At 47.5% G+C, this 23,188-nt stretch carries 27 protein-coding genes and 3 pseudogenes; 10 read left to right on the forward strand and 20 right to left on the reverse strand.

Going from position 1 to position 23,188, the window contains the following annotated elements; all coding sequences use genetic code 11:
• Positions 1 to 24 precede the first annotated feature (24 nt).
• The 4 genes from VRK_RS00285 to VRK_RS21645 all read right to left on the reverse strand — a co-directional run bounded on the left by VRK_RS00285 (position 25) and on the right by VRK_RS21645 (position 1,967).
• On the reverse strand, positions 25 to 270 hold the full coding sequence (locus VRK_RS00285) for a DUF2188 domain-containing protein (protein ID WP_005085359.1): 246 nt from the start codon (positions 268 to 270) through the stop codon (positions 25 to 27).
• Positions 271 to 364: 94 nt separating this feature from the next.
• Positions 365 to 943 (reverse strand): restriction endonuclease subunit S, encoded by a 579-nt coding sequence (locus VRK_RS00290; RefSeq protein WP_059119574.1) that lies wholly within the window; start codon positions 941 to 943, stop codon positions 365 to 367.
• A 361-nt stretch (positions 944 to 1,304) separates the two neighbouring features.
• Positions 1,305 to 1,658, reverse strand: coding sequence for a hypothetical protein (locus VRK_RS21640; protein WP_231735717.1), 354 nt, complete (start codon positions 1,656 to 1,658; stop codon positions 1,305 to 1,307).
• A 6-nt stretch (positions 1,659 to 1,664) separates the two neighbouring features.
• The gene (locus VRK_RS21645) at positions 1,665 to 1,967 is read right to left on the reverse strand and encodes a hypothetical protein (RefSeq protein ID WP_231735718.1); all 303 of its coding nucleotides are present in this window, start codon (positions 1,965 to 1,967) and stop codon (positions 1,665 to 1,667) included.
• 554 nt (positions 1,968 to 2,521) lie between these two features.
• Here VRK_RS21645 and VRK_RS00300 point away from each other — a divergent pair.
• Together VRK_RS00300 and VRK_RS00305 are read left to right on the forward strand one after the other, a co-directional pair.
• Positions 2,522 to 3,574: a helix-turn-helix domain-containing protein gene (locus VRK_RS00300; RefSeq protein ID WP_059119575.1), complete on the forward strand. Its 1,053-nt coding sequence runs from the start codon at positions 2,522 to 2,524 to the stop codon at positions 3,572 to 3,574.
• Positions 3,575 to 4,054 carry a PIN domain-containing protein gene (locus tag VRK_RS00305; RefSeq protein ID WP_059119576.1) on the forward strand — a complete coding sequence of 160 codons (480 nt, stop codon included), beginning with the start codon at positions 3,575 to 3,577 and terminating at the stop codon, positions 4,052 to 4,054.
• 133 nt (positions 4,055 to 4,187) lie between these two features.
• Here the strand turns inward: VRK_RS00305 and VRK_RS21610 are convergent.
• From VRK_RS21610 to VRK_RS00355, 11 genes and pseudogenes are all read right to left on the reverse strand, one after another.
• Positions 4,188 to 4,525, reverse strand: a pseudogene (locus VRK_RS21610) (hypothetical protein).
• 1 nt (position 4,526) lies between these two features.
• Positions 4,527 to 5,794, reverse strand: a pseudogene (locus tag VRK_RS00315) (tyrosine-type recombinase/integrase).
• Positions 5,795 to 6,883: 1,089 nt separating this feature from the next.
• Positions 6,884 to 7,705, reverse strand: a complete 822-nt coding sequence (locus tag VRK_RS00320) for a YagK/YfjJ domain-containing protein (RefSeq protein WP_059119578.1) — start codon at positions 7,703 to 7,705, stop codon at positions 6,884 to 6,886.
• Positions 7,705 to 8,133, reverse strand: a complete 429-nt coding sequence (locus VRK_RS00325) for a hypothetical protein (protein ID WP_059119579.1) — start codon at positions 8,131 to 8,133, stop codon at positions 7,705 to 7,707. Before VRK_RS00325 ends, VRK_RS00320 begins: the two co-directional genes overlap by 1 nt.
• A gap of 10 nt (positions 8,134 to 8,143) precedes the next feature.
• Positions 8,144 to 8,380 (reverse strand): helix-turn-helix transcriptional regulator, encoded by a 237-nt coding sequence (locus VRK_RS00330; RefSeq protein ID WP_059119580.1) that lies wholly within the window; start codon positions 8,378 to 8,380, stop codon positions 8,144 to 8,146.
• Positions 8,381 to 8,444: 64 nt separating this feature from the next.
• Positions 8,445 to 8,972, reverse strand: a complete 528-nt coding sequence (locus tag VRK_RS00335; protein WP_059119581.1) for a hypothetical protein — start codon at positions 8,970 to 8,972, stop codon at positions 8,445 to 8,447.
• Position 8,973: 1 nt separating this feature from the next.
• A complete protein-coding gene (locus tag VRK_RS00340; protein WP_059119582.1) occupies positions 8,974 to 9,471 on the reverse strand; it encodes a hypothetical protein in 498 nt (165 codons plus the stop codon).
• Positions 9,472 to 9,473: 2 nt separating this feature from the next.
• Entirely contained in the window at positions 9,474 to 9,797 is a 324-nt protein-coding gene (locus tag VRK_RS00345) for a hypothetical protein (RefSeq protein ID WP_059119583.1), read from the reverse strand.
• Positions 9,798 to 9,807: 10 nt separating this feature from the next.
• Positions 9,808 to 10,848, reverse strand: a complete 1,041-nt coding sequence (locus VRK_RS00350) for a tyrosine-type recombinase/integrase (RefSeq protein ID WP_197413039.1) — start codon at positions 10,846 to 10,848, stop codon at positions 9,808 to 9,810.
• A gap of 28 nt (positions 10,849 to 10,876) precedes the next feature.
• A complete protein-coding gene (locus VRK_RS20800; protein ID WP_157371820.1) occupies positions 10,877 to 11,053 on the reverse strand; it encodes an Arm DNA-binding domain-containing protein in 177 nt (58 codons plus the stop codon).
• A gap of 181 nt (positions 11,054 to 11,234) precedes the next feature.
• On the reverse strand, positions 11,235 to 12,101 hold the full coding sequence (locus tag VRK_RS00355) for a YicC/YloC family endoribonuclease (protein ID WP_059119584.1): 867 nt from the start codon (positions 12,099 to 12,101) through the stop codon (positions 11,235 to 11,237).
• Between the two features lie 233 nt (positions 12,102 to 12,334).
• Here VRK_RS00355 and rph point away from each other — a divergent pair, with 233 nt between their 5' ends.
• Both rph and pyrE read left to right on the forward strand, forming a co-directional pair.
• The gene (rph, locus tag VRK_RS00360; protein ID WP_059119585.1) at positions 12,335 to 13,051 is read left to right on the forward strand and encodes a ribonuclease PH; all 717 of its coding nucleotides are present in this window, start codon (positions 12,335 to 12,337) and stop codon (positions 13,049 to 13,051) included.
• Positions 13,052 to 13,146: 95 nt separating this feature from the next.
• Entirely contained in the window at positions 13,147 to 13,791 is a 645-nt protein-coding gene (gene pyrE / locus VRK_RS00365) for an orotate phosphoribosyltransferase (protein WP_059119586.1), read from the forward strand.
• Between the two features lie 81 nt (positions 13,792 to 13,872).
• Here the strand turns inward: pyrE and lpxM are convergent.
• The 4 genes and pseudogenes from lpxM to coaBC all read right to left on the reverse strand — a co-directional run.
• Positions 13,873 to 14,864: pseudogene (gene lpxM, locus VRK_RS00370) on the reverse strand (lauroyl-Kdo(2)-lipid IV(A) myristoyltransferase); the annotation flags it as partial.
• Positions 14,865 to 14,883: 19 nt separating this feature from the next.
• Positions 14,884 to 15,828, reverse strand: a complete 945-nt coding sequence (lpxL, locus tag VRK_RS00375; protein ID WP_059119588.1) for an LpxL/LpxP family Kdo(2)-lipid IV(A) lauroyl/palmitoleoyl acyltransferase — start codon at positions 15,826 to 15,828, stop codon at positions 14,884 to 14,886.
• Positions 15,829 to 15,834: 6 nt separating this feature from the next.
• A complete protein-coding gene (slmA, locus tag VRK_RS00380) occupies positions 15,835 to 16,425 on the reverse strand; it encodes a nucleoid occlusion factor SlmA (protein WP_059122573.1) in 591 nt (196 codons plus the stop codon).
• Between the two features lie 72 nt (positions 16,426 to 16,497).
• Positions 16,498 to 17,700: a bifunctional phosphopantothenoylcysteine decarboxylase/phosphopantothenate--cysteine ligase CoaBC gene (coaBC, locus tag VRK_RS00385; RefSeq protein WP_059119589.1), complete on the reverse strand. Its 1,203-nt coding sequence runs from the start codon at positions 17,698 to 17,700 to the stop codon at positions 16,498 to 16,500.
• A 196-nt stretch (positions 17,701 to 17,896) separates the two neighbouring features.
• Here coaBC and VRK_RS00390 point away from each other — a divergent pair, with 196 nt between their 5' ends.
• From VRK_RS00390 to mutM, 6 genes are all read left to right on the forward strand, one after another.
• Positions 17,897 to 19,576 (forward strand): methyl-accepting chemotaxis protein, encoded by a 1,680-nt coding sequence (locus VRK_RS00390; RefSeq protein WP_059119590.1) that lies wholly within the window; start codon positions 17,897 to 17,899, stop codon positions 19,574 to 19,576.
• A 109-nt stretch (positions 19,577 to 19,685) separates the two neighbouring features.
• A complete protein-coding gene (gene radC, locus VRK_RS00395; RefSeq protein ID WP_059119591.1) occupies positions 19,686 to 20,360 on the forward strand; it encodes a RadC family protein in 675 nt (224 codons plus the stop codon).
• 366 nt (positions 20,361 to 20,726) lie between these two features.
• A complete protein-coding gene (gene rpmB / locus VRK_RS00400) occupies positions 20,727 to 20,963 on the forward strand; it encodes a 50S ribosomal protein L28 (protein ID WP_059119592.1) in 237 nt (78 codons plus the stop codon).
• Between the two features lie 13 nt (positions 20,964 to 20,976).
• The gene (gene rpmG / locus VRK_RS00405) at positions 20,977 to 21,144 is read left to right on the forward strand and encodes a 50S ribosomal protein L33 (protein WP_004728408.1); all 168 of its coding nucleotides are present in this window, start codon (positions 20,977 to 20,979) and stop codon (positions 21,142 to 21,144) included.
• Positions 21,145 to 21,282: 138 nt separating this feature from the next.
• Positions 21,283 to 21,786, forward strand: a complete 504-nt coding sequence (locus VRK_RS00410; RefSeq protein WP_059119593.1) for a hypothetical protein — start codon at positions 21,283 to 21,285, stop codon at positions 21,784 to 21,786.
• Between the two features lies 1 nt (position 21,787).
• Positions 21,788 to 22,597: a bifunctional DNA-formamidopyrimidine glycosylase/DNA-(apurinic or apyrimidinic site) lyase gene (gene mutM / locus VRK_RS00415; RefSeq protein ID WP_059119594.1), complete on the forward strand. Its 810-nt coding sequence runs from the start codon at positions 21,788 to 21,790 to the stop codon at positions 22,595 to 22,597.
• A gap of 28 nt (positions 22,598 to 22,625) precedes the next feature.
• Here mutM and coaD read toward each other — a convergent pair whose 3' ends face one another.
• Positions 22,626 to 23,120 carry a pantetheine-phosphate adenylyltransferase gene (gene coaD / locus VRK_RS00420; RefSeq protein WP_059119595.1) on the reverse strand — a complete coding sequence of 165 codons (495 nt, stop codon included), beginning with the start codon at positions 23,118 to 23,120 and terminating at the stop codon, positions 22,626 to 22,628.
• Between the last annotated feature and the right edge of the window lie 68 nt (positions 23,121 to 23,188).

The following is a 23,188-nucleotide window of genomic DNA, read 5'->3' on the forward strand; positions in this document are numbered from 1 at the left end:
TGTATTCATCACTCATAAGGGCAACTATCCTTTAATATCTTTCGGGTCATTGCCGTGGCTATCCTTGCGTTGTATCTGGCCGTCTTTGCCATGTACAACTAGCTCAGAGCCTTCGCGCTTGCTTTGTTCGCGTGCTGCAGCTTCGGCCTCTCGTTTGGTGCTGTGTACGCTTGAAGCACGTTCTGCACCGCCTTTTTTGTTCGCCCATCCATCAGGATGTGGTACGACATGTCGGGTGTTGCCCTTGCTTGATGATGTATTCTTTGCCATAATTTCGGCTCCTGTTTTTTGAAATGAAACGTGGATTAAAGTTTTGCTAAAAGTGCTGTCACACTTTCGGCTCGTCTAAACCCAGTAACTGTCATTACTGGGTATTCACTGCTAAATTCATTAATACTGCGTCAGTTAACACCTCCTTTTTCTTTGCCAATGCGTTCATTAGCTTCTGCTCGTTGATGGATAATTGGTAAATCTCAATGATCTTTTTTTGCACATTGAGACTAGGGACTACTATCTCCAGATCCTCAAGTGCAGGTTTGCCAATCATTCTTACTGCTGTTCCTGTTGCCTTACTTTGTAATACTGCTTGTGAAGTCGGTTGATTAATAAACCAACATAGATACGCTGGCATAACCAAGTTACTTTCAACCCGAATTCGCAACAGTGGCGCAGCGATAACAGCATCGCTCAATTCTTGGTCAATCAATGCTACCGTATTGGTTTGACCTCTAGAGCGAAATGCTAAGTCGTTATGTTTAACTCTGTGATGATCCTTTAAGTCCTGCATAGCAATCTGCACTAGCTCTTGGGCATTTAGTCGGTTATCTTCAGTAAGGTCCTTCATCTGGATAACAGAGATATTTCCATTAGCGTCTGGCTCAAGCTTTGACCTAAAAGAGTGTCCCATCTGTACAGAGGCAATTTTTTTCAAATTAACTTTCATTGTTACCTCAAATGCGTTGTAATGGCGTTTCTGCAACTTGGTGAACAGTGTAAGCAGGCATCCAAAACCTGTCAACTATTTATTTTGAAAAAACGCCATTACTGTAAATGAAGTGGTTTGAGTGGCGCTTGTAAATGCTGGAATTGACCTATACGTGGATTTATCGAGAGGGGAAAGTGGTATATCGATCTATTTGGCGTTCTTTATATTAAAAATTGCGCTAACAACACCCCCCGCTACCCGTTAGATCACCGCCCTGTGAGGGCTGCTCTTATTTTGAAGGACGTTTCTGGGGTTTGGTTTCGTTTTTCAGACTTATGATTTGGGGTCGTAGGCTTCTACTCATTGGTATTGTAATGAGTTACGGTACCAACTTCGCTCTAAACCAAACATCATTCTCCGGCCCACAAAGGTGGTGTAGCAGCGCTAGGTTAATCTGGTGGTTGATCACATTGCCGTTTCGTTTTCGGTTATCTTTTCTTAAACCACTCAGTAATAAACCCGTATATGATTTGCCTATTTGCTCTGGCGCACTGGGCAGGCAAAGGGCGCGATTTTGCTGCTTGGGGTGCAAGGTAGAGCGGCTTCCTGTTTTAGATAAAGGCGTGATGCACCAAAAGATACAGGCGTTGGCAGGTGTGTTTGCTTGCAATACTCTGGTTTGAATCGTGCCATCCACATATGCCGGTAACAAATGTGCCAGTAACAGAGCCAACCCGCCTTACGCGTGGCCATCAACCTCAGGCAAAGGTAGCCAATACAGGTTTGGCCATTGCTCTGGGCTCTGCCATTTTTCTGCGATCACTTGTGCGCCAATGCTATTCAGCCATTGGTGAATCGGGCAGCCAGGGTGCGCTTGTTTAACGCGCGGTAACTGATAGGTCAGCCAGCGGGTTAAATGTTCGGCAGCATTATCGGACTGGCTCAATGCCAAGTAGAGAGTAAACGCGCCATGCCCAATCAGTAAGGCGACCAGCTGCTGTATCCATTCTCTATCCCAGTCGTTGCCACTTGCCCATAACACGTCACTTATCACCTTGTTGGTTCTTCATGCCGTCTATTTTCAGTTGTCGGATGCAGACTCGGTGGTGAATTAGATGAAAGAAATGGCCATCAAACTAACCAGTCAAATCGGATTTTTGTTATGGCCTATTCACGGCTAACTGTTTGAAATATATCGTCTAATACGGCTCTGTTTGGCGGCATTTAGCCCGTGCAAAAAAATCGAGACGCCAAACGATGGTTTGCATTCTGGGTTGGAAAAAACAAACGGTTTACCGGTTGGCAACGAGATTGGTAGTAGGTGCAAAAAATGACAAACCTTGCTTTGAACCAGTACTGGCAAGGCCTACCAGTTTTGGATTTCAATCGAGACGCCAAACAGTAAATGGGCTAATTTCCCTGTTTGGCGTTTCGATCCAAAAGCCAAACGGATAGTGGTTTTGGCGTATGGGGGTAAAGGCGTGGGGAAGTGTGTGTCGGACATGCAAATAATTGCCCTGTGAAACCAATCGACAAAAACGCCAATTTGGTTTATATTTTTAAAATTATTTTATATTTTATAAACCAGAGGTCAGTATGATTGGAGAGCGCATAAAACGAGCCCGTGCTGCCGCTGGCCTGTCGATGCAGGCCTTGGGTGAGCAGGTTGGTATTAGTGCCAACATGGTTAAAAAATACGAGCACGACCAGAGTATGCCTTCGTCGGGGGTTTTACTTAAATTGGCGACGGCTTTGTCGGTTCGTACTGAATACTTCTTTCGCCCAGCACAGGTGACTTTGGGTGAGGTGGAGTATCGTAAGAAAGCCTCAGCTTCAGCTAAGTTGCTAAAGAAGATTGAGTCCGATGTGGTTGACCAAGCTGAGCGCTGGTTAGCACTTAAAAATGTGTGGCCAAACTTCCCGATAGCGAGTTTTAACTACCACCCCGACGTTCCTGTTGTAAGCACTTTGGACGCGGTAGAACAGCTTGCCGCTAAAGTCCGTACTGATTGGCAGTTGGGTATGAATCCATTACCAGACTTAATCGACTTGCTTGAGTCTAAAGGTATTCTGGTGATTGTCAGTAACGTACCCCAAGCCGATAAATTTGATGGGTTACAAGCCAAAATATCAGGACAGCCAATTGTTGTCGTGTCTTCTCATTGGCCTGGTTGCCGCCAGCGGTTCACATTGGCGCATGAACTTGGCCACCTTGTTTTACATGGCTTACTAGATGAATCCATTGACGAAGAGATGGCCTGCAACCGCTTTGCTTCTGCGTTTTTACTGCCCGAAGTAGGGCTTTTTCAGCATCTAGGAGAGCGACGTTCAAACATAGATCCCAAAGAGCTGTATTTTCTGAAACATGAATATGGCCTAAGCATGGCAGCTTGTTTGTATCGTAGTGCCGACCTTGGTGTGATCACCGAAGAGAAAAAACGCCAAATATTTATACAGTTCTCAAAAAACGGTTGGCGAAAGCAAGAACCTGGGAATCCTTATCCACAAGAACAGACATTATTGTTTGATCAGTTGGTTTATCGTGCATTGGCAGAGGGAATTGTTAGTGAATCGAAAGCCGCTGAACTGTTACAGATGTCAGTGATGGCATTGCATAAGCAGCGTCAAATGTTGGCTGAGGCGGTGTAAATGTATTTGTTGATCAGTGATGCCAATATTCTCATTGATCTCGAAGAAGGCCAATTATTAGAAGTCTTTTTCAATTTGCCGTACCAGTTCAAAGTTCCAGATGTGTTATTCCACGAGGAGCTAAGCGATCAACATGGCTATTTAATCGAGTTAGGCTTGTTGTTGGGTGAGTTAAGTCCTGAGTCTATGATGTACTCATTTGAACTGAGGCAAAAGTATGCTGGCCCTAGCATGAACGATTGCTTTGCGCTTGCGCTGGCGAAACAAGAACAGTGTCCACTGCTAACTGGGGATATGGCGCTTAGAAAAGCAGCTGAAAAAGAAGCGATATTGGTTCAAGGTACGCTATGGGTTGTCGAGCAGCTCGTTACCCATGGTGTATTGTCAGTTGAAGAAGCCCAAGCTGCCTATGATAAAATGGCAAAAGCAGGTCGTCGCTTACCTTGGGCGCTTGCAAAACAGCGTTTATCTCAATTATAAACTTTGCTCAGTCCCCGTTGCCCCATTCCTTGGGGCGGCTCAAATTCCTCTTATTCACCTCCTAAAGCTTGCTATATCAAGTGCTGCCCCATTGTCCCAACTGCCCACGGTAAGTGAGCAAATGGTGGGCTTGTTAGTTTCGCCTGATTGGCTTTTTCGGCATACGGCAGCGTTTGCCATCGAAGAAGGCCAATACTCTGAACCAATAGAGTGATTTTTCATAACCTAGGCTGTACGTTGGTCGTGCAGGCGGGATGAGTCCCAGTTTGCGTCCTAGGCTGACAATCACGTAGAACATAAGCTTTAGTGCCAGCCAAGGGGCGAGTACCACGAATGTCATCAGGCAATACCGGGTAAGCGCGTAGCCTACGCCATGAGGTTGTTCGAGTAAGGCAATGCCAATACACCAGCCAAGGCCTGCCAGCATGGCTATTGGAAAGGTAATGGGGGGCGTCGCATCATAAATTGCATGTCAGCACCCTCCTGTTTTGTGTTGTGAAGAGGGCTCAAAGTTCACCTGTGGTTCGACCACATCAGCCACGGTCTGATGAGCAATACGACGCTCTTCAAAGTAATCGTGTCGGTCGTAGATGCCCTCAACGCCTTTTAGCTTATGGTTAAGACAGCGTTCGGCCACGTTGCCTGCAATGCCCAATGAGGCGGCAAGGCTGCGAAAGGTGCGGCGTAAATCGTGTACGGTGAAGTGTTCGAGTTTACCCATTTTATTGGGTGGCTGTTTTTTGCGCCCAGGCTCGCGACCAAATAGCTTACAAATGGCGCGGTTCAGTGTATCTGGCCCCATATGAGGACGATGGCTTGTTCGTCTGGCTGGGAAAACATAGGGCGAGCCACAAGCACGGATTTGCAGTTCGTTGAACCAAGTAATGGCTTGGCGCGGTAAGGGAATGCTAATTGGTACGCCGGTTTTGCTGCGTTCTTTGGGCAGATCCCACACGCCTGTGGTTAAATCCATTTCACGCCACATGGCTTCACACAGTTCGCTTTTGCGCACGCCCAATACAAAAAACAGACAGCAAGCTAGGTAGTTGTCGCGGCCAAAGCTGTTGATATGAGTATGAAACACGCTAAAGGCGTAGTGAATTTCCTCTTTGCTGAGCATCCTGTCTTTACTGGACTCCACGCCTCCGGCATCGTCCACGGTAAATGCGGCAGCAGGGTTGTTCAGGGTTAAATCGAGCTTAATCGCATGTCGAAACAGCTGCTTCATGTACATCAAGGTGTCGTTAGCAATGGTAGGGCGGTTACTTTCTCGGATGCGTTCTAATACTTCGCGCACGTCGTGTGCGGTCACTTCGGCAATACATTTAATGCCAATAACTGGGCTTATCTCTTTGGTGTAAACCCGATACGGAATCTTTGGGTGCTTGAGTCGTCGGCTCAGGTCGGTTCGATACCAGTCATGGAACAGTTGATCGACGGTTTCAATGTCAGATAACTCGATTTTCTGTTTCTCCAGAAGAGGATCTATGCCGCCTCATACTTCTTTTCGAAAATATGCGGCGGCACTTTTTCTGGAATAGGTGGCGGCGTCCGCCAGCAACATTAAAGGAAATTGCCTCAAGGTTGCTTCTCGCCTTCTTTTGGCTGTGTGGTGTAGCGGATCATCCAATAAGGCGAGCCCTGTTTGCGGACGCAAAAGTATAGCCCTTCACCGTCTGAATATTTTTTTGGGTCGGCTTTGCTGTATGCAATAACCTGTTTTGCTGTGAGTTTTCCCATGTTTACTCCATAGTTGCTGAAATAATGGAGGGGGCAATAATGGCTGCCCACCACCGATTTGATTATTGAATCAGCAGCTAACCTGTTGTGGTGACGAGTTAAATGCGAAAATTGGGCAACTTACGGCTCACCAATTTGCTCACCGCAAAACGCTTATTGAGCCAAAATGAGGGGGCTGCCCACCATTCTGCTCATCACTAAACAGGTAGTTGGTAACGGACATCTGTAAACCGATTTGGGCGGGAAAAATAAAAAAGCCCTGTATTTTCAATGCTCTTCACAAGGTAATACAGGGCTTCTAAGACATTCTTGGACGGGTAGCTTTCTACCCAAGAACCTATTCGATGTTTGGATCTGCTTGTTGGGTGTGGTTTTCATCCTCAGTTGTGGTGGTGCTTGTAGGTTGGTTGTCTGTACTGATTTGTAATTGTGTCATCGTTTGTATCATCACTTGGTCTTAGCCTAGCTGTGGGCAAAACCTTATGATTACTTAGGATCGGCAAGCTGCCATCAGGCTAAACCTTAACCTGAGTTAACCTAAACATTATTGAACATTTGGCTGATGACCTTGACGTGACTTGACCCCAACATGAGTAAACCACCACGGCGACAACCGAGGATAACCCTGTTGGTTAACTTGGGTGTGGCAATAAGGAGCACGAACCGTGCTAAAGCGTTAACAGGCCGTCAGCTTAATACATCAGAGAGTGCTCAACTAAGCCGCCGTGCTATTGCCCTGAGAGTTTGGGAAGTCTGGCAATCATGGCCTTTCGCGCCTCCCGGTAATCTTTGTTGAGATGGGTTGCTTGAGCAATGTTTATGGCTCCGTATTTAGCCATCCATCGGCGTGGTGTCCATGAGTCCGCATTAACAATAGCCGTTGCCAGTAATTCCAGTTGATTCACTTGTAAGCCCTCCAGAACAATCCGAGCCCCACACCTACAGTCACTTAAGATTTATCAGGGGGTATAAGGCCATTGTAAGGTAAAAACCTTACCTTTACTTACCGTCCTAAGTAGCCACAACCTTATCATTACTTAGCATTTGCCAGATTTGCTAACCCTGAATTTCAGGCATAAAAGGATGCCTTTAAGGCTTAAGCCTTGATGTTTGATAGTCCTTGGTTTGTGCCGGGCGGTGGCCTTTGCCGCGAGCTTTGGCAAGATAGCTCAGCCGATAAATAGCGTCCTTTCTGGTGGTTTGGTTGTCGATGAAGTAATAAGGTTTTTTGATAACAGGCACATGACCGCCAATGTCAGCCCATGCCGCCCGGATAACTTTCAGCAGCTTGGCCGGGTAGCGCACCAGATTACCATCAAGCCAGATAGCACAATGGTAATGTTGAGCCTTAGCCTTTTCTTGTTCCCGTGCCCAGGCATAGCCTAGTTCGGTTTTACCGTACAGCTTGGTTATCTGATAGGTCAGTCGCTTGCGAAGCGCCGTTACTGAGGCGTTGTTATCGGTGAATTGTTTTTGATGTAGGTCAAAGCGTATAACCAGCACTCGCCTGTGCTTAGCCAGCGATATACCCAGCTGGTCAATTATCCGATGGAGCACTGGCGTATAAATCCCGCTTTTGCTGGCGTTGATTTCTAAAAGCTCGCCCTTGTGACGGAACGCGGATTTATCTGAAACATACTTTCGGTTTGTGGGCTTTTTGCTAGAACTATCCCTATCGGGATTATTAGTTCCCTTAGATAAAAGAAAATACCGCGTTTTTTTGCCGATTTCCGGATCGAGGTTTTCCAGTGCTGGCGATGGATTGCCGTGAGTTGTTGAAGTCAAAACCGCGAAGTCAAAACCGCTAAATTTTTTCTCGCTTTTTTTTGCCTCAAAATACCCGGTATCGGATGGCGACTTTCGCCGCCCTCCCGCACTTCTGCCTTTTGCGCTGGCATAGCATTTTGGCATTAGCGATCACCGGAGTCGGCCTTGAAAGGCTCCAGTAGTTTATTGGCCTGTTGCTCGGGTAATGGCTGAAGCCTGCGCTTAATCCGGCATCTGTTGGCTATGGCCAGCAGCTTTTGAGCATCGGCCAAGCTTGCCGGGGTGTAACGGGTGAAAGTTACCGTGCCGCCGTATTTGTGCTGATGTGGCTCAGGTTTGCGTTTAAAGATAACCCCTTGTTTGTTAGACAGGGTGCTAATGTCGCTGTGTAAGCAGGTGGTACCAAAAGCGGTTAGCGCCTCCAGTTCCACCAGCCCGTCAAGGCCTCGCCTTAAAAGCTCCAAAGAGCACATTTCGATTTTGTAGGGTGCCCGTTTAGGCTGTTGTGATAAACTGTCAGTGTCGGTTTTGGCGCTGCTCTGATTCGTTGGGGTGGCGTCTACATTTTTCATGGCTTCCCCCTTATACAGCTCTGGTTTCGGCAACTTCACTGATCCACGCCTGAAGCTCGCTCAAGCGCCACGCGACAGACCTTGTGCCAAGGCTTATCCGTTTAGGGAATCGACCATCCTTTTCCATCTCCCAGCGCCGTTGGCGTGATAGCCCGGTGATCTGGCGACACTCTTGCTCTCTGACTAAGCGATCAAGGTTTTGGACTGGTGACGTAGTGGTTTTTTTGAGTGGGGTAACGGTTGTCATTTGACTGCTCCTGTTCGTTATTGTCAGGGGCAGAATCTTCTTTTCCGTTTTCGCGTAGGAGCCTTTACGAAGTTTTCTTTTTGGCCTTGTATATCCAGCCCTCAACCGTGCGCTTGGCTGGCAGTTCGTCAGCGCCAAGGGATTTCATACGCTGGTAAGTTATTCTCACAATGACTGAGGTTTTCAGTTCTGGCCTTTCGCTGCTTACCGCTTCGGCAATCTCAAGAGCTTTCTGTTTAAGAGGGTTAGCCTTTTTGCCGCCATCCTGAGTCGCGTGGTAACGCTCAGTAAGCAAAGTAGCCCCGAGATGTAGACTTGGCTCAGAGTGTTCAACAGTGAAGTCGATACCATCACCAAAGCCAGCAAGATAGAAAGCATCCATCAAGCCAGATAGCTGCGCTTGTTGCTGCTCACTTAACCCGAGCTCTTTGAGCTGGCTTGATGCCTGTTCACAGAGCGCCTTTGCCCTTGCTGAACTCGCTATAGTTGCCGCTAAGTTTTGCGCCGTCTGCTCTTCGCTGGCCAGTTGATTCTGGTTCCTTTCAAGGAAAGCATCGGCAAAGCGGGTGAATTTAGTTTTGTTATCGTCCATCTTACTGATAAATCCTGTTGCTCTCTAAAGTGCGGATAACCTGCTTGATTGCCTCTCTAATCTTCCTGAGCTCGGCCAACCTGCCTAACCTGTGGCTTTCCAGCAGTTTGTTTATTTCGGCTCGCTCAAGGGCGTCTGCTTGGCCATTAAGTTCTTCAGCTTCGGCGCGTAAAGCTTCGGACTGTGTCATCGGTTCCGGTGGGTACTTGCTGTGAAGATCAGCAAGTAACAGCTCAGTATCATCTACTATCTTATTCAGTCCGGCCTTTAGTTGAGCATCCCGCTCCGGCTGTGATGATTCCCACGCTATTTCGCGTTCCACTAAGCGAAGTTGTTTGTCCCAAAATCCCTTACCTTGGGCGAACTCTTTTAATTTGCCACCAAAGCCAATAACCTGACCCTCAGTATTTACCCTTAGCTCATAAGGGCCTGAGTAAGCCAGATAACCTAACAGGCTGATATTACCTAGCAGTAAAATCGCAGCCGTTTTATAGTTCATGGTTAATAATCCCTGTTTGCTCTTGTTCCCTTGTAAAGCTTATCAAAATGTTTATTCGCTTCTTCGGCGTTGAGTCGCTGCCGCTCTTCCAGTAACCGGGTGTTATATTCCAGCAGCTTTTGAATAAATACATCGAAAAAGCCAAGTGGCAACAACAGGCAAATTAGCAGAGCGATGATCATCAACTCAGGAAGCCACTGAAAGCCGCTGAAGTAGCCAACGGTGACAGTGAAAGCGAGTATTACCTTGAGCCATTTAACGTAGCGACAGAGTTTTAACGCTTGCTGAATGTTGTCTTTATGGTGTTGTTCTTCATTAGGGTTCACGGGCTTTTCCTCACTTTATTCTTTTACTTAGTGGGATGATCTTGTTGTCACCATTAACTATTGGTGCCAGCTTTTCTGAGAGTTTGTTTAATGCTTCCCTGCGCTCGTCCAGATAATCATGGCGGTTGTAGATTCCTTCCACGCCTTTGAGCTTGTGGTTGAGGCAGCGTTCAGCAACATGACCCGGCGTTCCTACTGCCGCCAGTAAGCTCCGGCAGGTGCGGCGCAGATCGTGAATAGTAAAGTGCTCCACTCCGGCGTTGCCAAGGATGTTGTCATAGGGCTCTTTCTTGCTATCGGTCTTCTGCCCAAAGAGTTTCGCCAGCGCGTGATTAAGTGTGTCATCAGAGATATAGGCGCGGCGCTTGCTGGCTCTTCGTGAGGGAAACAGGTAATCGGAACCACAGGCGCGAATGTTTAACTCTTCAAACCAAGGGATTGTTGCCGGGGGCAGGGGGATAGTAATGGCCACGCCCGTTTTGTTCTCTTCCGGCATATTCCATAGCAGGCTTTCAAAGTCGAAGTCTTCCCACTTGGCTGCTATCAGCTCGCCTTTCCTGACACCCAGCGACAGGAGCAGTGCGCAGGCCAAATAATTTTCACGGGTAAAGATAGCGGGTTGCTCTCTGAATACCGTAAACACCTTGCCGATTTCATCAAGGGTTAATGCCCTGTCACGCCCCTCACTAACGCCACCAGCATCTGACTGAGTAAAAGCCTGTGCTGGGTTATAGGTGATAAGGTTGAGCTTTACCGCATGGCGAAAGAGCTGTTTGGCATACATCAGGGCTTGGTTAGCTGTGGAACTCCTGCCGCTATCCATTACGGCCTGAATAATCGAGCGAATATCGCGAGGGTTAACGTCTTTGATGGCAAGCTCGCCAATATGGGCTTTAAGCTCTTTGTGATAAATCCGCTTGGGGATCTCAGGGTGTTTGAGGCGTTTATCAATGTCGTTAGCGCACCAGTCGTTAAACAGGTCGTTGACGTTGCGGATAACTTCTTGCTGGTCACGTTTGCGCTTGGCTTTCGGGTCGATGCCTTGTTTCACTTGCGAGCGGATTTGCCCCGCCAGCTTCTTAGCATCGGCGATTGAGCAATAGGGGTAAGCCTATTTGGCTCCGCTTGCCGCCCAGCGTGTACTTAACCACCCATGAGGCTTTGCCTCTAGCAATGCGAAAGTAAAGCCCTGTATCAACAGTGAGCATTACGCTATCGCCCTGCCTTATCAGCGCATCAATCTGTTTATTGTTCATCGTGCCTCCATATTTGATGACACGAGTTTGCTTTTGTTGAGCTTGAAAAGGTTTGTGTCATCGCCTGTGTCACCACTTTAGCACGGACAATGGTAAACAATCCAGAACCAATAAATACAGAAAAGCCGCTATAGTAGCGGCTTGGTTAGGGTTTTTATTCAGTTTAAAACGCTTGAAAACCTCACTCTATATTCTGAATTTGCTCTCTCATCTGTTCAATCAAAACTTTCAGTTCGACGCCGGAGGCGGTGACTTCGGTATTGATTGATTTTGAGGCCAGCGTGTTCGATTCACGGTTGAACTCTTGCATCATGAAATCCAGGCGCCGGCCACAGGAGCCGCCTTTTTTGAGGATGTTTTTGGTCTCTTTGACGTGTGAATCGAGGCGGTCGAGTTCTTCGGCAACGTCGGATTTCTGAGCCATGAGCACCAGTTCCTGCTCGATGCGGCCGGGGTCGAGTTCGACGTTGGCTTCTTCAAACTTATTCAACAGGCGCTCGCGTTGCCATTCGATAACTTCAGGCATGTGGGCCCGGACTTTGTTGACTTCTTGCGTGATGGCATCCAGACGCTGTTCGATCAGCGCTTTCATATTTTCGCCTTCGCGGCCGCGGGATTCGATGAACTCTGTTAAAGCGCCGTCAAACTCATCGAGCAGAGATGTGTTGATCGTGTCCATATCGTGTTCAGGTGTTTCCATGACGCCCGGCCATTGCATCACCTGAAATGGATTGATGCGGCTCAGCTCTCCGGTCATATGCATGACTTGATTGGCAGCGTCGATCACCTGTTTGGCGAGTGCTTCGTTAATCGTCAGTTCGTTTGCTGCTGAAGGATTGGCTTCAAAGCGGAGATGACATTCGACTTTGCCCCGGGCCAGACGCTTGCGAAAGCGCTCACGCAGAATCGGTTCCAGACTACGGAATTGCTCAGGGAGTCGGAAATAGGTTTCGAGATAGCGTTGATTGACGGAGCGAATTTCCCATACGGCTGTACCCCAGTCAGCTTTTGCCTCTTTGCGTGCGTATGCGGTCATACTATAAATCATCAAATTTTCCTTAAGTCTTGAAGATTTGGACTTGCTATTGGTTTCATCTTAACACAATTCTAGGGTGTAAGACGTGCGTTGATAGTGAATCCGGCGGATTGTTTGGTTGTCATTTCGGTCGATGTCGTTTGCGTTGTGCAGTGTGTTCTTGATGGTGGTTTGCTGATCGGATTTCCGCTATAATCTGCGGCCAATTTCATCACTCATCCAAGACAACAACAGGTAGATACCTTATGCGTCCAAACAACCGTGCTGCGGATCAAGTTCGTCCGATTCAAATTACTCGCCATTATACCGCTTATGCCGAAGGCTCTGTGTTGGTTGAGTTCGGCAATACCAAAGTGTTGTGTAATGCCAGTGTGGAGGAGAATGTGCCACGTTGGTTGAAAGGTCAGGGCAAAGGGTGGGTGACCGCTGAATACGGCATGTTACCGCGAGCAACTCATTCGCGAACTCGTCGGGAAGCTGCCAATGGGAAGCAAGGTGGTCGCACTATGGAAATTCAGCGATTGATTGCCCGTAGTCTGCGTGCTGTGGTTGATCTGGAAGCGATGGGTGAAATCATGATTACCGTGGATTGTGATGTGATTCAGGCCGATGGTGGTACCCGGACGGCTTCTATTACCGGTGCCAGTGTGGCGATGGCGGATGCATTTGAGTCTTTGGTTGCATCCGGCAAACTGAAGAAGAACCCGATGAAGGGGCACGTGGCCGCTGTCTCTGTCGGGATCCTCGGTGATGATGTGTTGTGTGATTTGGAATATGTCGAAGACTCGGCAGCTGACACCGACATGAATGTGGTGATGACCGAAGCCGGCAAAATGATTGAGATTCAGGGGACGGCGGAAGGCGAACCGTTTAGCCATGAACAATTACTGGATCTGCTGGCCGTCGCGAAAAAAGGTATTATGGATATTGTTGTTGTACAGAAAGCAGCCTTAGCAGATTGATCGTAGAGAATAGCTCCTTGTCGGAGCTATTTTTTTAGTAGTTGTGTTATATCGACAGTAATAAGAAAAAGAGTCACGGAAAAAGAGAGAAAGTCATGAAAGCGTATCAGCGTGAATTTATTGAATTTGCCCTTGAAAAAGAAGTTCTGAAATTTGGTGAGTTTACTTTGAAGTCCGGTCGGAAAAGCCCTTATTTTTTCAATGCCGGTCTGTTTAATACCGGGCGGGATTTAGCGCGTCTGGGGCGTTTTTATGCAGCGGCATTGGTTGATTCTGGCATTGATTACGATGTGTTGTTTGGCCCGGCCTATAAAGGGATTCCGATTGCAACCACAACCGCGGTGGCGTTGGCGGATCATCATGATGTCGATACGCCTTACTGTTTTAACCGTAAAGAAGCCAAAGATCATGGTGAGGGCGGCCATCTGGTCGGCAGTGCTCTTGAAGGCAAAATTATGCTGGTGGATGATGTGATTACCGCGGGCACTGCGATTCGTGAGTCGATGGCAATTATTCAAGCCAACGGTGCGGCACTGGCTGGTGTTTTGGTCGCCATTGATCGTCAGGAAAAAGGGACCGGAGAATTGTCCGCGATTCAGGAAGTGGAAAGAGACTTTGGTTGCGCGGTGATTTCGATTGTCGGTCTGACCGACTTAATTATTTACCTTGAAGAACAAGGGAATAGTGACGAACATCTGGCTGCGGTCAAAGCGTATCGTGACCAGTACGGTGTGGTTTAAATCCGTCGCGGATGAACAACGATTGATTACAAAAAGACTCAGCCGGTGGCTGAGTCTTTTTGTATCGTTTTTAAACCACCGCCGTTGGCGATTGTGATGATTGGTTATTGATAGATCTTTTTGCCGTCACGCTGCGTTTGGAGCAAAAATAAGTTCCACATATATTGTTCCGGATGTGGCGTGACCAAATCTTCAATCGCTTGATTCATTGCCCGGGCATCCTGCATTTCATCACCGGTCGGGAAGTTCTCAATTGCCGGCAAAATGTACACTTCATATTTTGACGTTTTATCATTGTATGCCGGTAGCACTGGCACTACTTTCGCTTTGGATAAACGAGCCATTTTGCCAAAGCCTTTCAGCGTGGCTTTTTCGGTGGCGAAGAACGGCACAAACACAGAATTCTGAGGGCCATGATCTTCGTCGGGAAGCCAGTAACCGATATAACCATCTTTGATGGAACGGACAAATGGCTTCACGCCAGCATCTCGTGCAAATATACGGCCGCCATACTGCATACGTTGAACATGCATCAGCCAGTCACCAATCGGGTTACGCTGTGGTTTCATGATCGTGGTGACTTTATAACCACGGGCTGCCAGCATTACCGCTGGGTAATCTACTGCCCATGCATGGGGGGCGAGAATGATGACTTTCTCTCCGGCATCGAGTAACGGTAGCAGATTTTCCTCACCAATCAGTTCCCCCCGCTGTTGATTATGCCGGGTCGAGCGCACTAAAAACTCAGAGTAACCCAGCATGTATTGTGCGGCTTTGACAAAGGTTTCGTGCAGAATTTGCTCGCGTTCTGCTTCGCTCTTTTCCGGGAAACAGTACGCGAGGTTGATGCGGGCCCGCCGAACGACACGGCCATTTTTATTGACGATCGGCTTGGCTATTTTACGGGCAAGGCCATCCCGCCATTTGGGGGGGATGAAAGCGAATAGCGCAGCAAATAAGATGCCCAGCCAAGTCCCCCAGTGGCGAGGATGTAAAAAGGACCACTGAAAAGTCGGATTGTACAGGTAATCGTCAATGCTGTTTTGACGCGGATTGTCTGGCGTTGAACTCATGAATGCATGATCCTGATGTTTACTGATATCGAGTGTGACTGGTTCCGTCAGGCAAAGATTTAAATCGTTTGTGGAGCCACATCCATTGTTCCGGTGCGCGCATAATAACCATTTCAAGATATTGATTGAGGTACGCTGCCGCAGCTGTCATATCCTTTTGCGGATATTGTTCTTCAATTGAAATATCGGCCATGATTTCATAGGTCCCCTGAGCGGTCCGGAATCCGGATACGGGAACAATGGCACACTTACTGGGGTAGGCAATCAGGCTGGTTCCGGTTGTGGTACACGCCTCATTAACGCCAAAAAAAGGCACAAAGACGGATTTATTATGACCATAGTCTTGATCCGGCAGATAAAATAGCCGTTCACCTTTGCGTAATACGCGAATCATCTGCTTCAGATCGCGGCGGTAGACCAGTTTGTTGCCATTCCTAGTTCGGCCACGGTACTGGATAAACTCATAAGCTGGGTTGCTATGCGGGCGGTAAACGCCATAGCCGGGTAAACCGAGCACCGCGAAGCCCCGGGCACAGATTTCCAGATTCAGGGCATGAACTGCACACAACAGCACCCCCTTATTGTTTTCTGCATGTTTGCGCAAGGCGCTGATGTCTTTTTCGACCAGAATGCGGCGAAAGCGCCAGGTCGGCCAGAACCAAGTTATACCGGATTCAACTAAAGCCGCACCGGTATTTTTGAAGTTTTCAACCACCATCGCATCGATATCATCGGGTGACATCTCCGGAAAGGCGAGACGCAGATTTGTTCTGGCAATATGCACGCGTTTTTGGCCGAACTTCATGCCTAACTTTCCGAGCGAGCGTCCGATAGAAAGCGATACCGAATAAGGCAACAGGTTGACGATTGCAGCGAGAAGGCCGAATCCAAACCAGACACCCCAATATTTGGGGTGTAATAACGAGACGGAAAAGGCAGGTTTGCCGATTTTGTAATCATTCATAAAGTGTTATTTCAATTGTGCGCTGAGCAGGGACCAGTATTGTTCAAAATTTGCAGTTGGCTGATATTTGAAGTCTGAACGAACAAAACGGTTCAAGCTTCCTTCAACCTGTCCTAACAGTTGAGCCGCCAGAATATTTTCTCCGACAGGGAATGATTTTCCTTCCCGAATTTGGCGCTCGCGTAAAATCTGACGTAAAGAGGTTTCTATGCGTTCAAAAAGTTGGTTGATTCTTTCACGGAGTCGCTCGTTTTCAAACATCAGGGCATGGCCGGATAATATCCGAGTCAAACCTGGATTGCGTTCAGAGAATGTTAAAATCAGCTGCATCACCATGTTGAGGCGGTTGAGTGTATCTTTCTCTTCATTGAGGATCATATTAATCCGCGACATCAGTGTTTCTTCAATAAACTCGATCAGCCCTTCGAACATGCGGGCTTTGCTAGGAAAATGACGATAGAGCGCAGCTTCTGAAACACCGACCTGCTTCGCGAGCTTGGCGGTAGTAATGCGAGAGGCGCCATCATGAGACTCTAGCATCTCAGCCAGTGCCTGAAGAATTTCGTCACGGCGATTACTTTTTTTTGTTCCGGTCATTTCCATACCCTTTCCGTTACCACATGCTATCAGTAACCGGGTGAATGAATTCAGTCGGTTACGATTGTTATTTTATCCTATTTTTTCACTGATAAGTGTCATTAGTGCCAGCGCCAACTGCGATTTGGGAGCCAATGGTAATTTTCGCTCTCCGCCGGGCCAGAGCAGATGAAGTGCATTTTGATCGCTATTAAATCCCTGCCCGCTGACGGACACATCGTTGGCGCAAATCATGTCCAGATTTTTTCGGGCCATTTTCGAACGGGCATACTGTTCAACTTGCTGGGTTTCCGCTGCGAACCCTACCGTAAATGGTCGGTGAGTGGTCATTGCTGCAACAGAGGCGACAATATCCGGATTTTTGACCAGTGTGACGGTCATGGTATCTGCATCGTCCGTCTTCTTGATTTTCTGCTCGGCAACGTCCGCGGGTCGATAGTCGGCAACCGCAGCACAACTGATAAATACATCATGGTGTGGGGCTTGAGTCATCACCGCATCATACATATTGACGGCACTGCTGACATCAATTCTCAGGACACCAATCGGTGTCGATAAATGGGTTGGACCAGCAATGAGGGTGACATTCGCACCGAGCTGGGCGGCTGCTTTGGCTATCTCGAATCCCATTTTACCGGAGCTGTAATTCGTCATATAGCGTACGGGATCGAGTGCTTCACGGGTCGGGCCAGCCGTAATGAGAACCGATTTCCCGGTGAGTAATTTGGGTTGGAAAAACTGTTCGCACAAAGTGACCAGTTGCATTGGTTCGAGCATTCGTCCCGGGCCGACATCACCGCAGGCTTGCTCGCCGGCATCCGGTCCCCAAATATGCATGCCAAATGAGGCAAGGGTATCCAGATTTCTTTGGGTGGCAACATGCCGATACATTTGCTGATTCATGGCTGGTGCAAGGGCAACCGGTGCCTGAGTCGCTAAAATAAGAGTGGAGAGTAAATCATTCCCCAGACCTGCCGCGATACGGGCAATAAGATCGGCACTGGTCGGCGCCAGCAGAACGAGATCAGCCCATTTGGCCAGTTCGATGTGGCCCATAGAGCGTTCCGCTGCCGGATCAAGCAAGTTGTCTGAGACGGGGTGGCCGGAAACAGCCTGCATGGTGAGCGGTGTAATGAAAGCTTTTGCTGCATCGGTCATGACGACTCTGATTTCTGCGCCGTGATCAATCAGGCGGCGTGTCAGCTCTGCGCATTTGTATGCTGCGATGCCACCACTGATCCCCAGCAGTATTTTTTTTCCTGCCAATGTTTGCATGTTTTGATTCCTTAATCACTCTGCGCGCTATGCTAGCACAACTCCCGAAAAGATGTCAGAACTGTGTCAGAGGAACTCATCCGTTCAGTCGATCATATTCATATACTTGAGTATATCTCACAGATATTCAGGCCAAAATATGCAATAAGAAGGCTATCGATAAATGGTCAATTGATATAAGCGAATAAGGAATTTTATGTTGAGTTCTCTTCGGAGCCGAACCAAGCTCCTTTTCATCACTGTGATTCCTCTGATAGTGATTACAGCGATGATTACAATGGTGTATTACTGGAGTGGTATGATCTCGCTGCAGCAGGAGCTGGGACAATACCGGAAGGAATTGGTTACCAGCCATAAAAATAAGCTGAAGTCCTACATAATGATGGGGACGACCGCTATCAAATCGCTCTATGATAGCGATCAACATGGTGAAAATCAGGCTCGGGCCAAAGAGATATTAAAAGCCATGCGTTTTGATGATGATGGTTATTTCTTTGCTTATAACTCTCAGGGGGTGAATACGCTTCATGCGATTAAGCCTCAGCTGGAAGGAAAGAACCTCTATAACATGAAAGATAATAATGGTGTTCCTGTGATTGCCGGTTTGATTGATGCGTCAAAAACGGGGGACGGATTTCTTTATTTTTCATGGCACAAGCCATCGTTGAATGCGCAAGCGCCAAAGTTAGGTTATGCCGAGTACTTACCCAAATGGGATTGGGTGTTGGGAACCGGGGTTTACATTGATGATATTGATCGTCAAGTGGCGGCTTTTCAAAAAAATCGGGAAAAATTGTTACACCAACAAATGTGGTCCGCAATCGGATTGTCGGCGGTAGGATTGCTATTCACAATTATTATTGTGAGTTGGTTAGTTTCTAAAGGGATTGCACCACTTCATCACATTTTGAAGTCGTTGCAGGATGTTGCCGCAGGTGGCGGTGATTTGACAGCTCGTTTACATGTGGAAAGTCGGGATGAAGTCGGTATGGTGGCTGAGGCATTTAACTCCTTTATGGACAAACTCCATCCGTTGATCACCGACATCAGCCGGACAGAGCATGATGTGGTATTGGCTGTAAATGATCTGGATCAGCAGACGTCTCATTCAAATCAGAAGATGAATAATCACTGTCAGGAAACCGATAAAGTTGTTGCTGCGGTTACGGAAATGAGTGCGACAGCCCGTGAAGTTGCCTTGAACACCAATGCAACTGCGCAGGCAATAGAGTCAGCGAATCAGCAGATTCATGAGGCGCAGGATGAGGTGAATTTCGCGATTGAAGGCATTAGCAGTTTGGTCAAAGAAGTCAATCTGACTTCCGATGCAATCTCTGAGTTGAGCCAACAAGCCGGAGAAATTACGCTGGTTCTGGATGTGATCGGGGAAATAGCTGAGCAGACCAACTTACTGGCATTGAATGCAGCAATAGAAGCTGCACGAGCCGGAGAACAAGGGCGTGGATTTGCTGTGGTTGCCGATGAAGTTCGTTCGCTCGCAAGCCGAACTCAAAATAGCACGCAAGAGATCGGTAATATGCTGAACTCGTTGAATCAAGGCGTCAGTAAAGCGGTCAGTCGTATGCAAGCGAGCCGTGAGCGGGGCAAAAGCACCGAACAAGAATCGGTGCGTATCAAAGAAAGTTTATCCGGTATTTCTCAAGCGATTCGGACCATTCAGGATATGGGAATTCAGACTGCTTCGGCGGCAGAAGAACAAAGTGTCGTTTCTGAAGAGATCAACCAGAATCTGGTTGCGATTCAGCAGATTGTGAATGAGTTGAGCCATAATTTGCAGCAGTCGGAATCAATCAGTAGCCGTTTGGCACAATCTGGTAAGAAAATGGGAGACTTGGTCGGACACTTTAAGATTTAGCCGACATGATGGTTGCAACTGATGTTGATATCTCTCGGATTTCTTATCAACGAAGTTGAATCCAACGCTATCTTCAGTATTTGTATAGCAAACCGAGAGGAGCTATACAATGAGTCTGAAATTCCTTCCTAAAGAATCAATGCCACGGGAAAAGCTACTTTCCCGTGGTCCCCACGCCTTGTCTGATGCCGAACTGTTGGCTATTTTCTTACGTACCGGAGTCGCCGGTATGAATGTCCTCGAATTGGCTGATTTTCTTTTACAGGAATTTGGTTCACTCCGTGCGTTATTTTCAGCCCAGAAAAGTGCATTTTGTCGGCATAAAGGTCTGGGAGAAGCGAAATTTGTGCAAATGCAGGCGGTGTTAGAAATGGCACAGCGTTATTTTTCGGAAACGATACAAAGAGGGGATGCGCTAACGAATCCACAATATACCCGTCATTATTTATCAGGAATACTTCGAGATAAGCGTCGGGAAGCATTTTATGTGTTGTTTCTCGATAACCAGAATCGGGTCATCTGTGGTGAAATCATGTTTGAAGGGACGATCAATGCCGCGAGTGTCTATCCGCGAGAGATTGTCGCGCGGGCACTGCAGTATCATGCTGCATCAGTGATTCTGGCACATAATCATCCTTCAGGGGTTGCTGAACCCAGTCAGGCTGATCGGCATATTACGCGACGAATTATCGATGCCTTGGCGCTGGTAGACATTCGAGTGTTGGATCACTTTGTCATTGGTGATGGCGAGATAGTGTCTTTTGCTGAGCGAGGCTGGATTTAGAGTGGATGAATCCAGCATGTGTGGAAGGCGTTGAACGGTTTCTGATGATTTTGCGAGGAAGTTGCCGCTTTCGGCTGATTTGATAGCATCCGCGAAAGTTTTTAGTTGTGGGAACAGGAGATTCTGTTATCATTCGCCCACTAAATTTTCAACCTATTATCAGCTCGGCGATGAAAAAGATCACAGGATCTGCAAAAAAGGATCTGTTCGGGTCTTGAGCAATGCACATCAAGTTAGTATAATGCGCGACCTTTGATAGCCTTGTATGGATTTTCCATAATGGTTTTAAACCTCACCCTTCAACTATGGAGAGAGGTTCGGCCACCAAGGTTGATATCGAGCTGAAACGATTTGGAGAAGACATTCATGTCCCGAGTATGCCAAGTAACTGGTAAGCGTCCTGTAACGGGGAACAACCGTTCGCACGCACGTAATGCTACTAAGCGTCGTTTTCTGCCGAACCTACAAACTCATCGTTTCTGGGTAGAGAGCGAAAAACGTTTTGTTAAACTGCGCCTGACTGCGAAAGGCATGCGTATCATTGATAAGAAAGGTATCGATGCCGTTCTTACTGATATTCGTGCTCGCGGCGAAAACGTTTAAGAGGAATTGAGCAATGGCTAAAGGCATTCGTGAGAAAATTCGTCTGGTATCATCTGCTGGTACTGGTCACTTCTACACAACTGACAAGAACAAGCGCAACATGCCAGGTAAATTTGAGATCAAAAAGTTTGATCCAGTAGTTCGCCAGCACGTTGTTTACAAAGAAGCAAAAATCAAGTAATTGAACTGCTTTTTGTAAGTGTTATAAAACCCAGCTTCTGCTGGGTTTTTTATTGCCTGATATCTACCTTTTTTCAGTGAAAGATCATAGGATGAACGGATATATCGATGAGCGACAATATCTGTTGAGAGTGACCTGATGAAGGATCGAAAACGGCGTTGGAATAATTACCTGATTCTGGCGGTGATTTTATTTATTGCCATTTTGAATCTACCATCCATGATTAAAGATTATCTTTTACCTCATGAAGCGCAGAGCAATCCATCGCTTCTCAATCCCCAACTGACCATTACTTCGATACAGACACAACCTTGGTCGCTGATGCGTGACGCCAAAGGGGACTGGATATCTACGGTGTCGTTTGATATTTCAGCGTTGGAACTGGTACAACGGTGGCGGAATCTGGTTGGCACTCAGGTTGATGATAAGACCTACCATTCATTGTTCGGTAAGCTGAATAATCCGGGAACGGTTGAGGTCTGGTATGAAGAGCAGGAAGAGCCGCAGCGAATTACCTATTATCGTTTCCCGCAGTTTTGGCTATTAAAAAACTGGCAGGAACACTGGATTGCTATCTCGGTGGAAGACAATTATCTGTTTCCGTCAGTCATTGCTAAATCACCAACGCAGAAGGAGGATTGAAATGCCGGAGTTACCGGAAGTTGAGGTAAGCCGACTAGGGATTAGTCCTTTTTTGGTGGGTGAGCAAGTGAAATCGCTGAGTGTACGAACACCGAAACTGCGCTGGGAAATTCCCTTTGAGCTTCAGCAGATAACAGGACAAGTGATTCGGCGGATTTATCGCAGAGCAAAATATCTGCTACTGGAAACGGATGTCGGAACCGCGATTATCCATTTGGGAATGTCAGGCTCTTTGCGGGTGTTGGATGTTTCGCTTCCGCCAGATAAACACGATCATGTGGATCTGTTTATGATGAACGGAAAAGTGCTGCGCTATAACGATCCGAGACGGTTTGGTGCGTGGTTATGGGCAGAGAAAGGCACCATTCATTCGGTATTCGACAACCTTGGCCCGGAGCCGCTTTCGGATCAACTAACCGCTGAGTATATTGCTGCGAGAGCGAAAGGAAAACGAGTGACGGTCAAACAGTTTATTATGGATAATAAAGTGGTGGTTGGTGTCGGGAACATTTATGCCAATGAATCTTTGTTTACCACAGGGGTTCGACCAACCCGAGAAGCCTGTTCACTGACAATGAGTGAATGGGAGACGCTGGTGAGTGAGATTAAAGCGGTACTGACCCACTCGATTCAGCAAGGTGGCACGACCTTGAAAGATTTTGCCCAAACTGATGGTAAACCCGGTTATTTTGCTCAGGAACTACGTGTTTATGGGAAAGAAGGGGAACCATGTCCTGAATGTGGTCAAGCGATCGTGGCGCAGAAGATCGGACAACGGAATACTTTCTATTGCCCACTCTGCCAAAAGTAGTTGTATCAGCGTTAGCGATTAAATTTGGTTAAATACTACGTTTTTTACGCAGAGATTCAGCAACGACCGGCGGTACAAACGAATCGACGTTTCCTCCGTGGATGGCTACTTCCCGGACAATGGTTGACGAGAGAAATGCAAATTCATCTGACGGGGTGAGAAATACACTTTCAAGCTCTGGCATCAGTCTGCGGTACATGTTGGTCAGGCCGAACTCATACTCAAAGTCCATGGTTGTTCGAAGGCCGCGAATTAAGACGTTGGCGCCGACTTGTTTGGCAAAATCGACCAAGAGCCCGGAAAATCCCTGTACACTCACGTTCGTCAGGTGTTGGGTTGCCTGTTCGGCAAAAAAGACTCTTTCCGCCAGCGTAAACATGGTATTTTTACTGGGGCTGGCAGCAACCGCAATCATGACTTCATCAAACATACCGGCAGCGCGATTGACAATATCAAGGTGCCCGTTGGTTAGCGGATCGAATGTTCCCGGATAGATGACGCGCGATAATTTTTTTTTGCTCACAGTCCGTTATCTCAACAGTTAAACGAGTGCCCTCGATATATACCGAAGGTGCCTCAAAGTGCAAAGTT

It is taken from the genome of Vibrio sp. MEBiC08052, assembly GCF_001506075.1.
GTDB lineage: Bacteria > Pseudomonadota > Gammaproteobacteria > Enterobacterales > Vibrionaceae > Vibrio.

Coding starts and splice junctions, on each gene's coding strand:
- VRK_RS00285 (WP_005085359.1), bottom strand. CDS start 270: ATGGCAAAGAATACATCATCAAGCAAGGGCAACACCCGACATGTCGTA.
- VRK_RS00290 (WP_059119574.1), bottom strand. CDS start 943: ATGAAAGTTAATTTGAAAAAAATTGCCTCTGTACAGATGGGACACTCT.
- VRK_RS00300 (WP_059119575.1), top strand. CDS start 2,522: ATGATTGGAGAGCGCATAAAACGAGCCCGTGCTGCCGCTGGCCTGTCG.
- VRK_RS00305 (WP_059119576.1), top strand. CDS start 3,575: ATGTATTTGTTGATCAGTGATGCCAATATTCTCATTGATCTCGAAGAA.
- VRK_RS00320 (WP_059119578.1), bottom strand. CDS start 7,705: ATGCCAAAATGCTATGCCAGCGCAAAAGGCAGAAGTGCGGGAGGGCGG.
- VRK_RS00325 (WP_059119579.1), bottom strand. CDS start 8,133: ATGAAAAATGTAGACGCCACCCCAACGAATCAGAGCAGCGCCAAAACC.
- VRK_RS00330 (WP_059119580.1), bottom strand. CDS start 8,380: ATGACAACCGTTACCCCACTCAAAAAAACCACTACGTCACCAGTCCAA.
- VRK_RS00335 (WP_059119581.1), bottom strand. CDS start 8,972: ATGGACGATAACAAAACTAAATTCACCCGCTTTGCCGATGCTTTCCTT.
- VRK_RS00340 (WP_059119582.1), bottom strand. CDS start 9,471: ATGAACTATAAAACGGCTGCGATTTTACTGCTAGGTAATATCAGCCTG.
- VRK_RS20800 (WP_157371820.1), bottom strand. CDS start 11,053: ATGAACAATAAACAGATTGATGCGCTGATAAGGCAGGGCGATAGCGTA.
- VRK_RS00355 (WP_059119584.1), bottom strand. CDS start 12,101: ATGATTTATAGTATGACCGCATACGCACGCAAAGAGGCAAAAGCTGAC.
- rph (WP_059119585.1), top strand. CDS start 12,335: ATGCGTCCAAACAACCGTGCTGCGGATCAAGTTCGTCCGATTCAAATT.
- pyrE (WP_059119586.1), top strand. CDS start 13,147: ATGAAAGCGTATCAGCGTGAATTTATTGAATTTGCCCTTGAAAAAGAA.
- lpxL (WP_059119588.1), bottom strand. CDS start 15,828: ATGAATGATTACAAAATCGGCAAACCTGCCTTTTCCGTCTCGTTATTA.
- slmA (WP_059122573.1), bottom strand. CDS start 16,425: ATGACCGGAACAAAAAAAAGTAATCGCCGTGACGAAATTCTTCAGGCA.
- coaBC (WP_059119589.1), bottom strand. CDS start 17,700: ATGCAAACATTGGCAGGAAAAAAAATACTGCTGGGGATCAGTGGTGGC.
- VRK_RS00390 (WP_059119590.1), top strand. CDS start 17,897: ATGTTGAGTTCTCTTCGGAGCCGAACCAAGCTCCTTTTCATCACTGTG.
- radC (WP_059119591.1), top strand. CDS start 19,686: ATGAGTCTGAAATTCCTTCCTAAAGAATCAATGCCACGGGAAAAGCTA.
- rpmB (WP_059119592.1), top strand. CDS start 20,727: ATGTCCCGAGTATGCCAAGTAACTGGTAAGCGTCCTGTAACGGGGAAC.
- rpmG (WP_004728408.1), top strand. CDS start 20,977: ATGGCTAAAGGCATTCGTGAGAAAATTCGTCTGGTATCATCTGCTGGT.
- VRK_RS00410 (WP_059119593.1), top strand. CDS start 21,283: ATGAAGGATCGAAAACGGCGTTGGAATAATTACCTGATTCTGGCGGTG.
- mutM (WP_059119594.1), top strand. CDS start 21,788: ATGCCGGAGTTACCGGAAGTTGAGGTAAGCCGACTAGGGATTAGTCCT.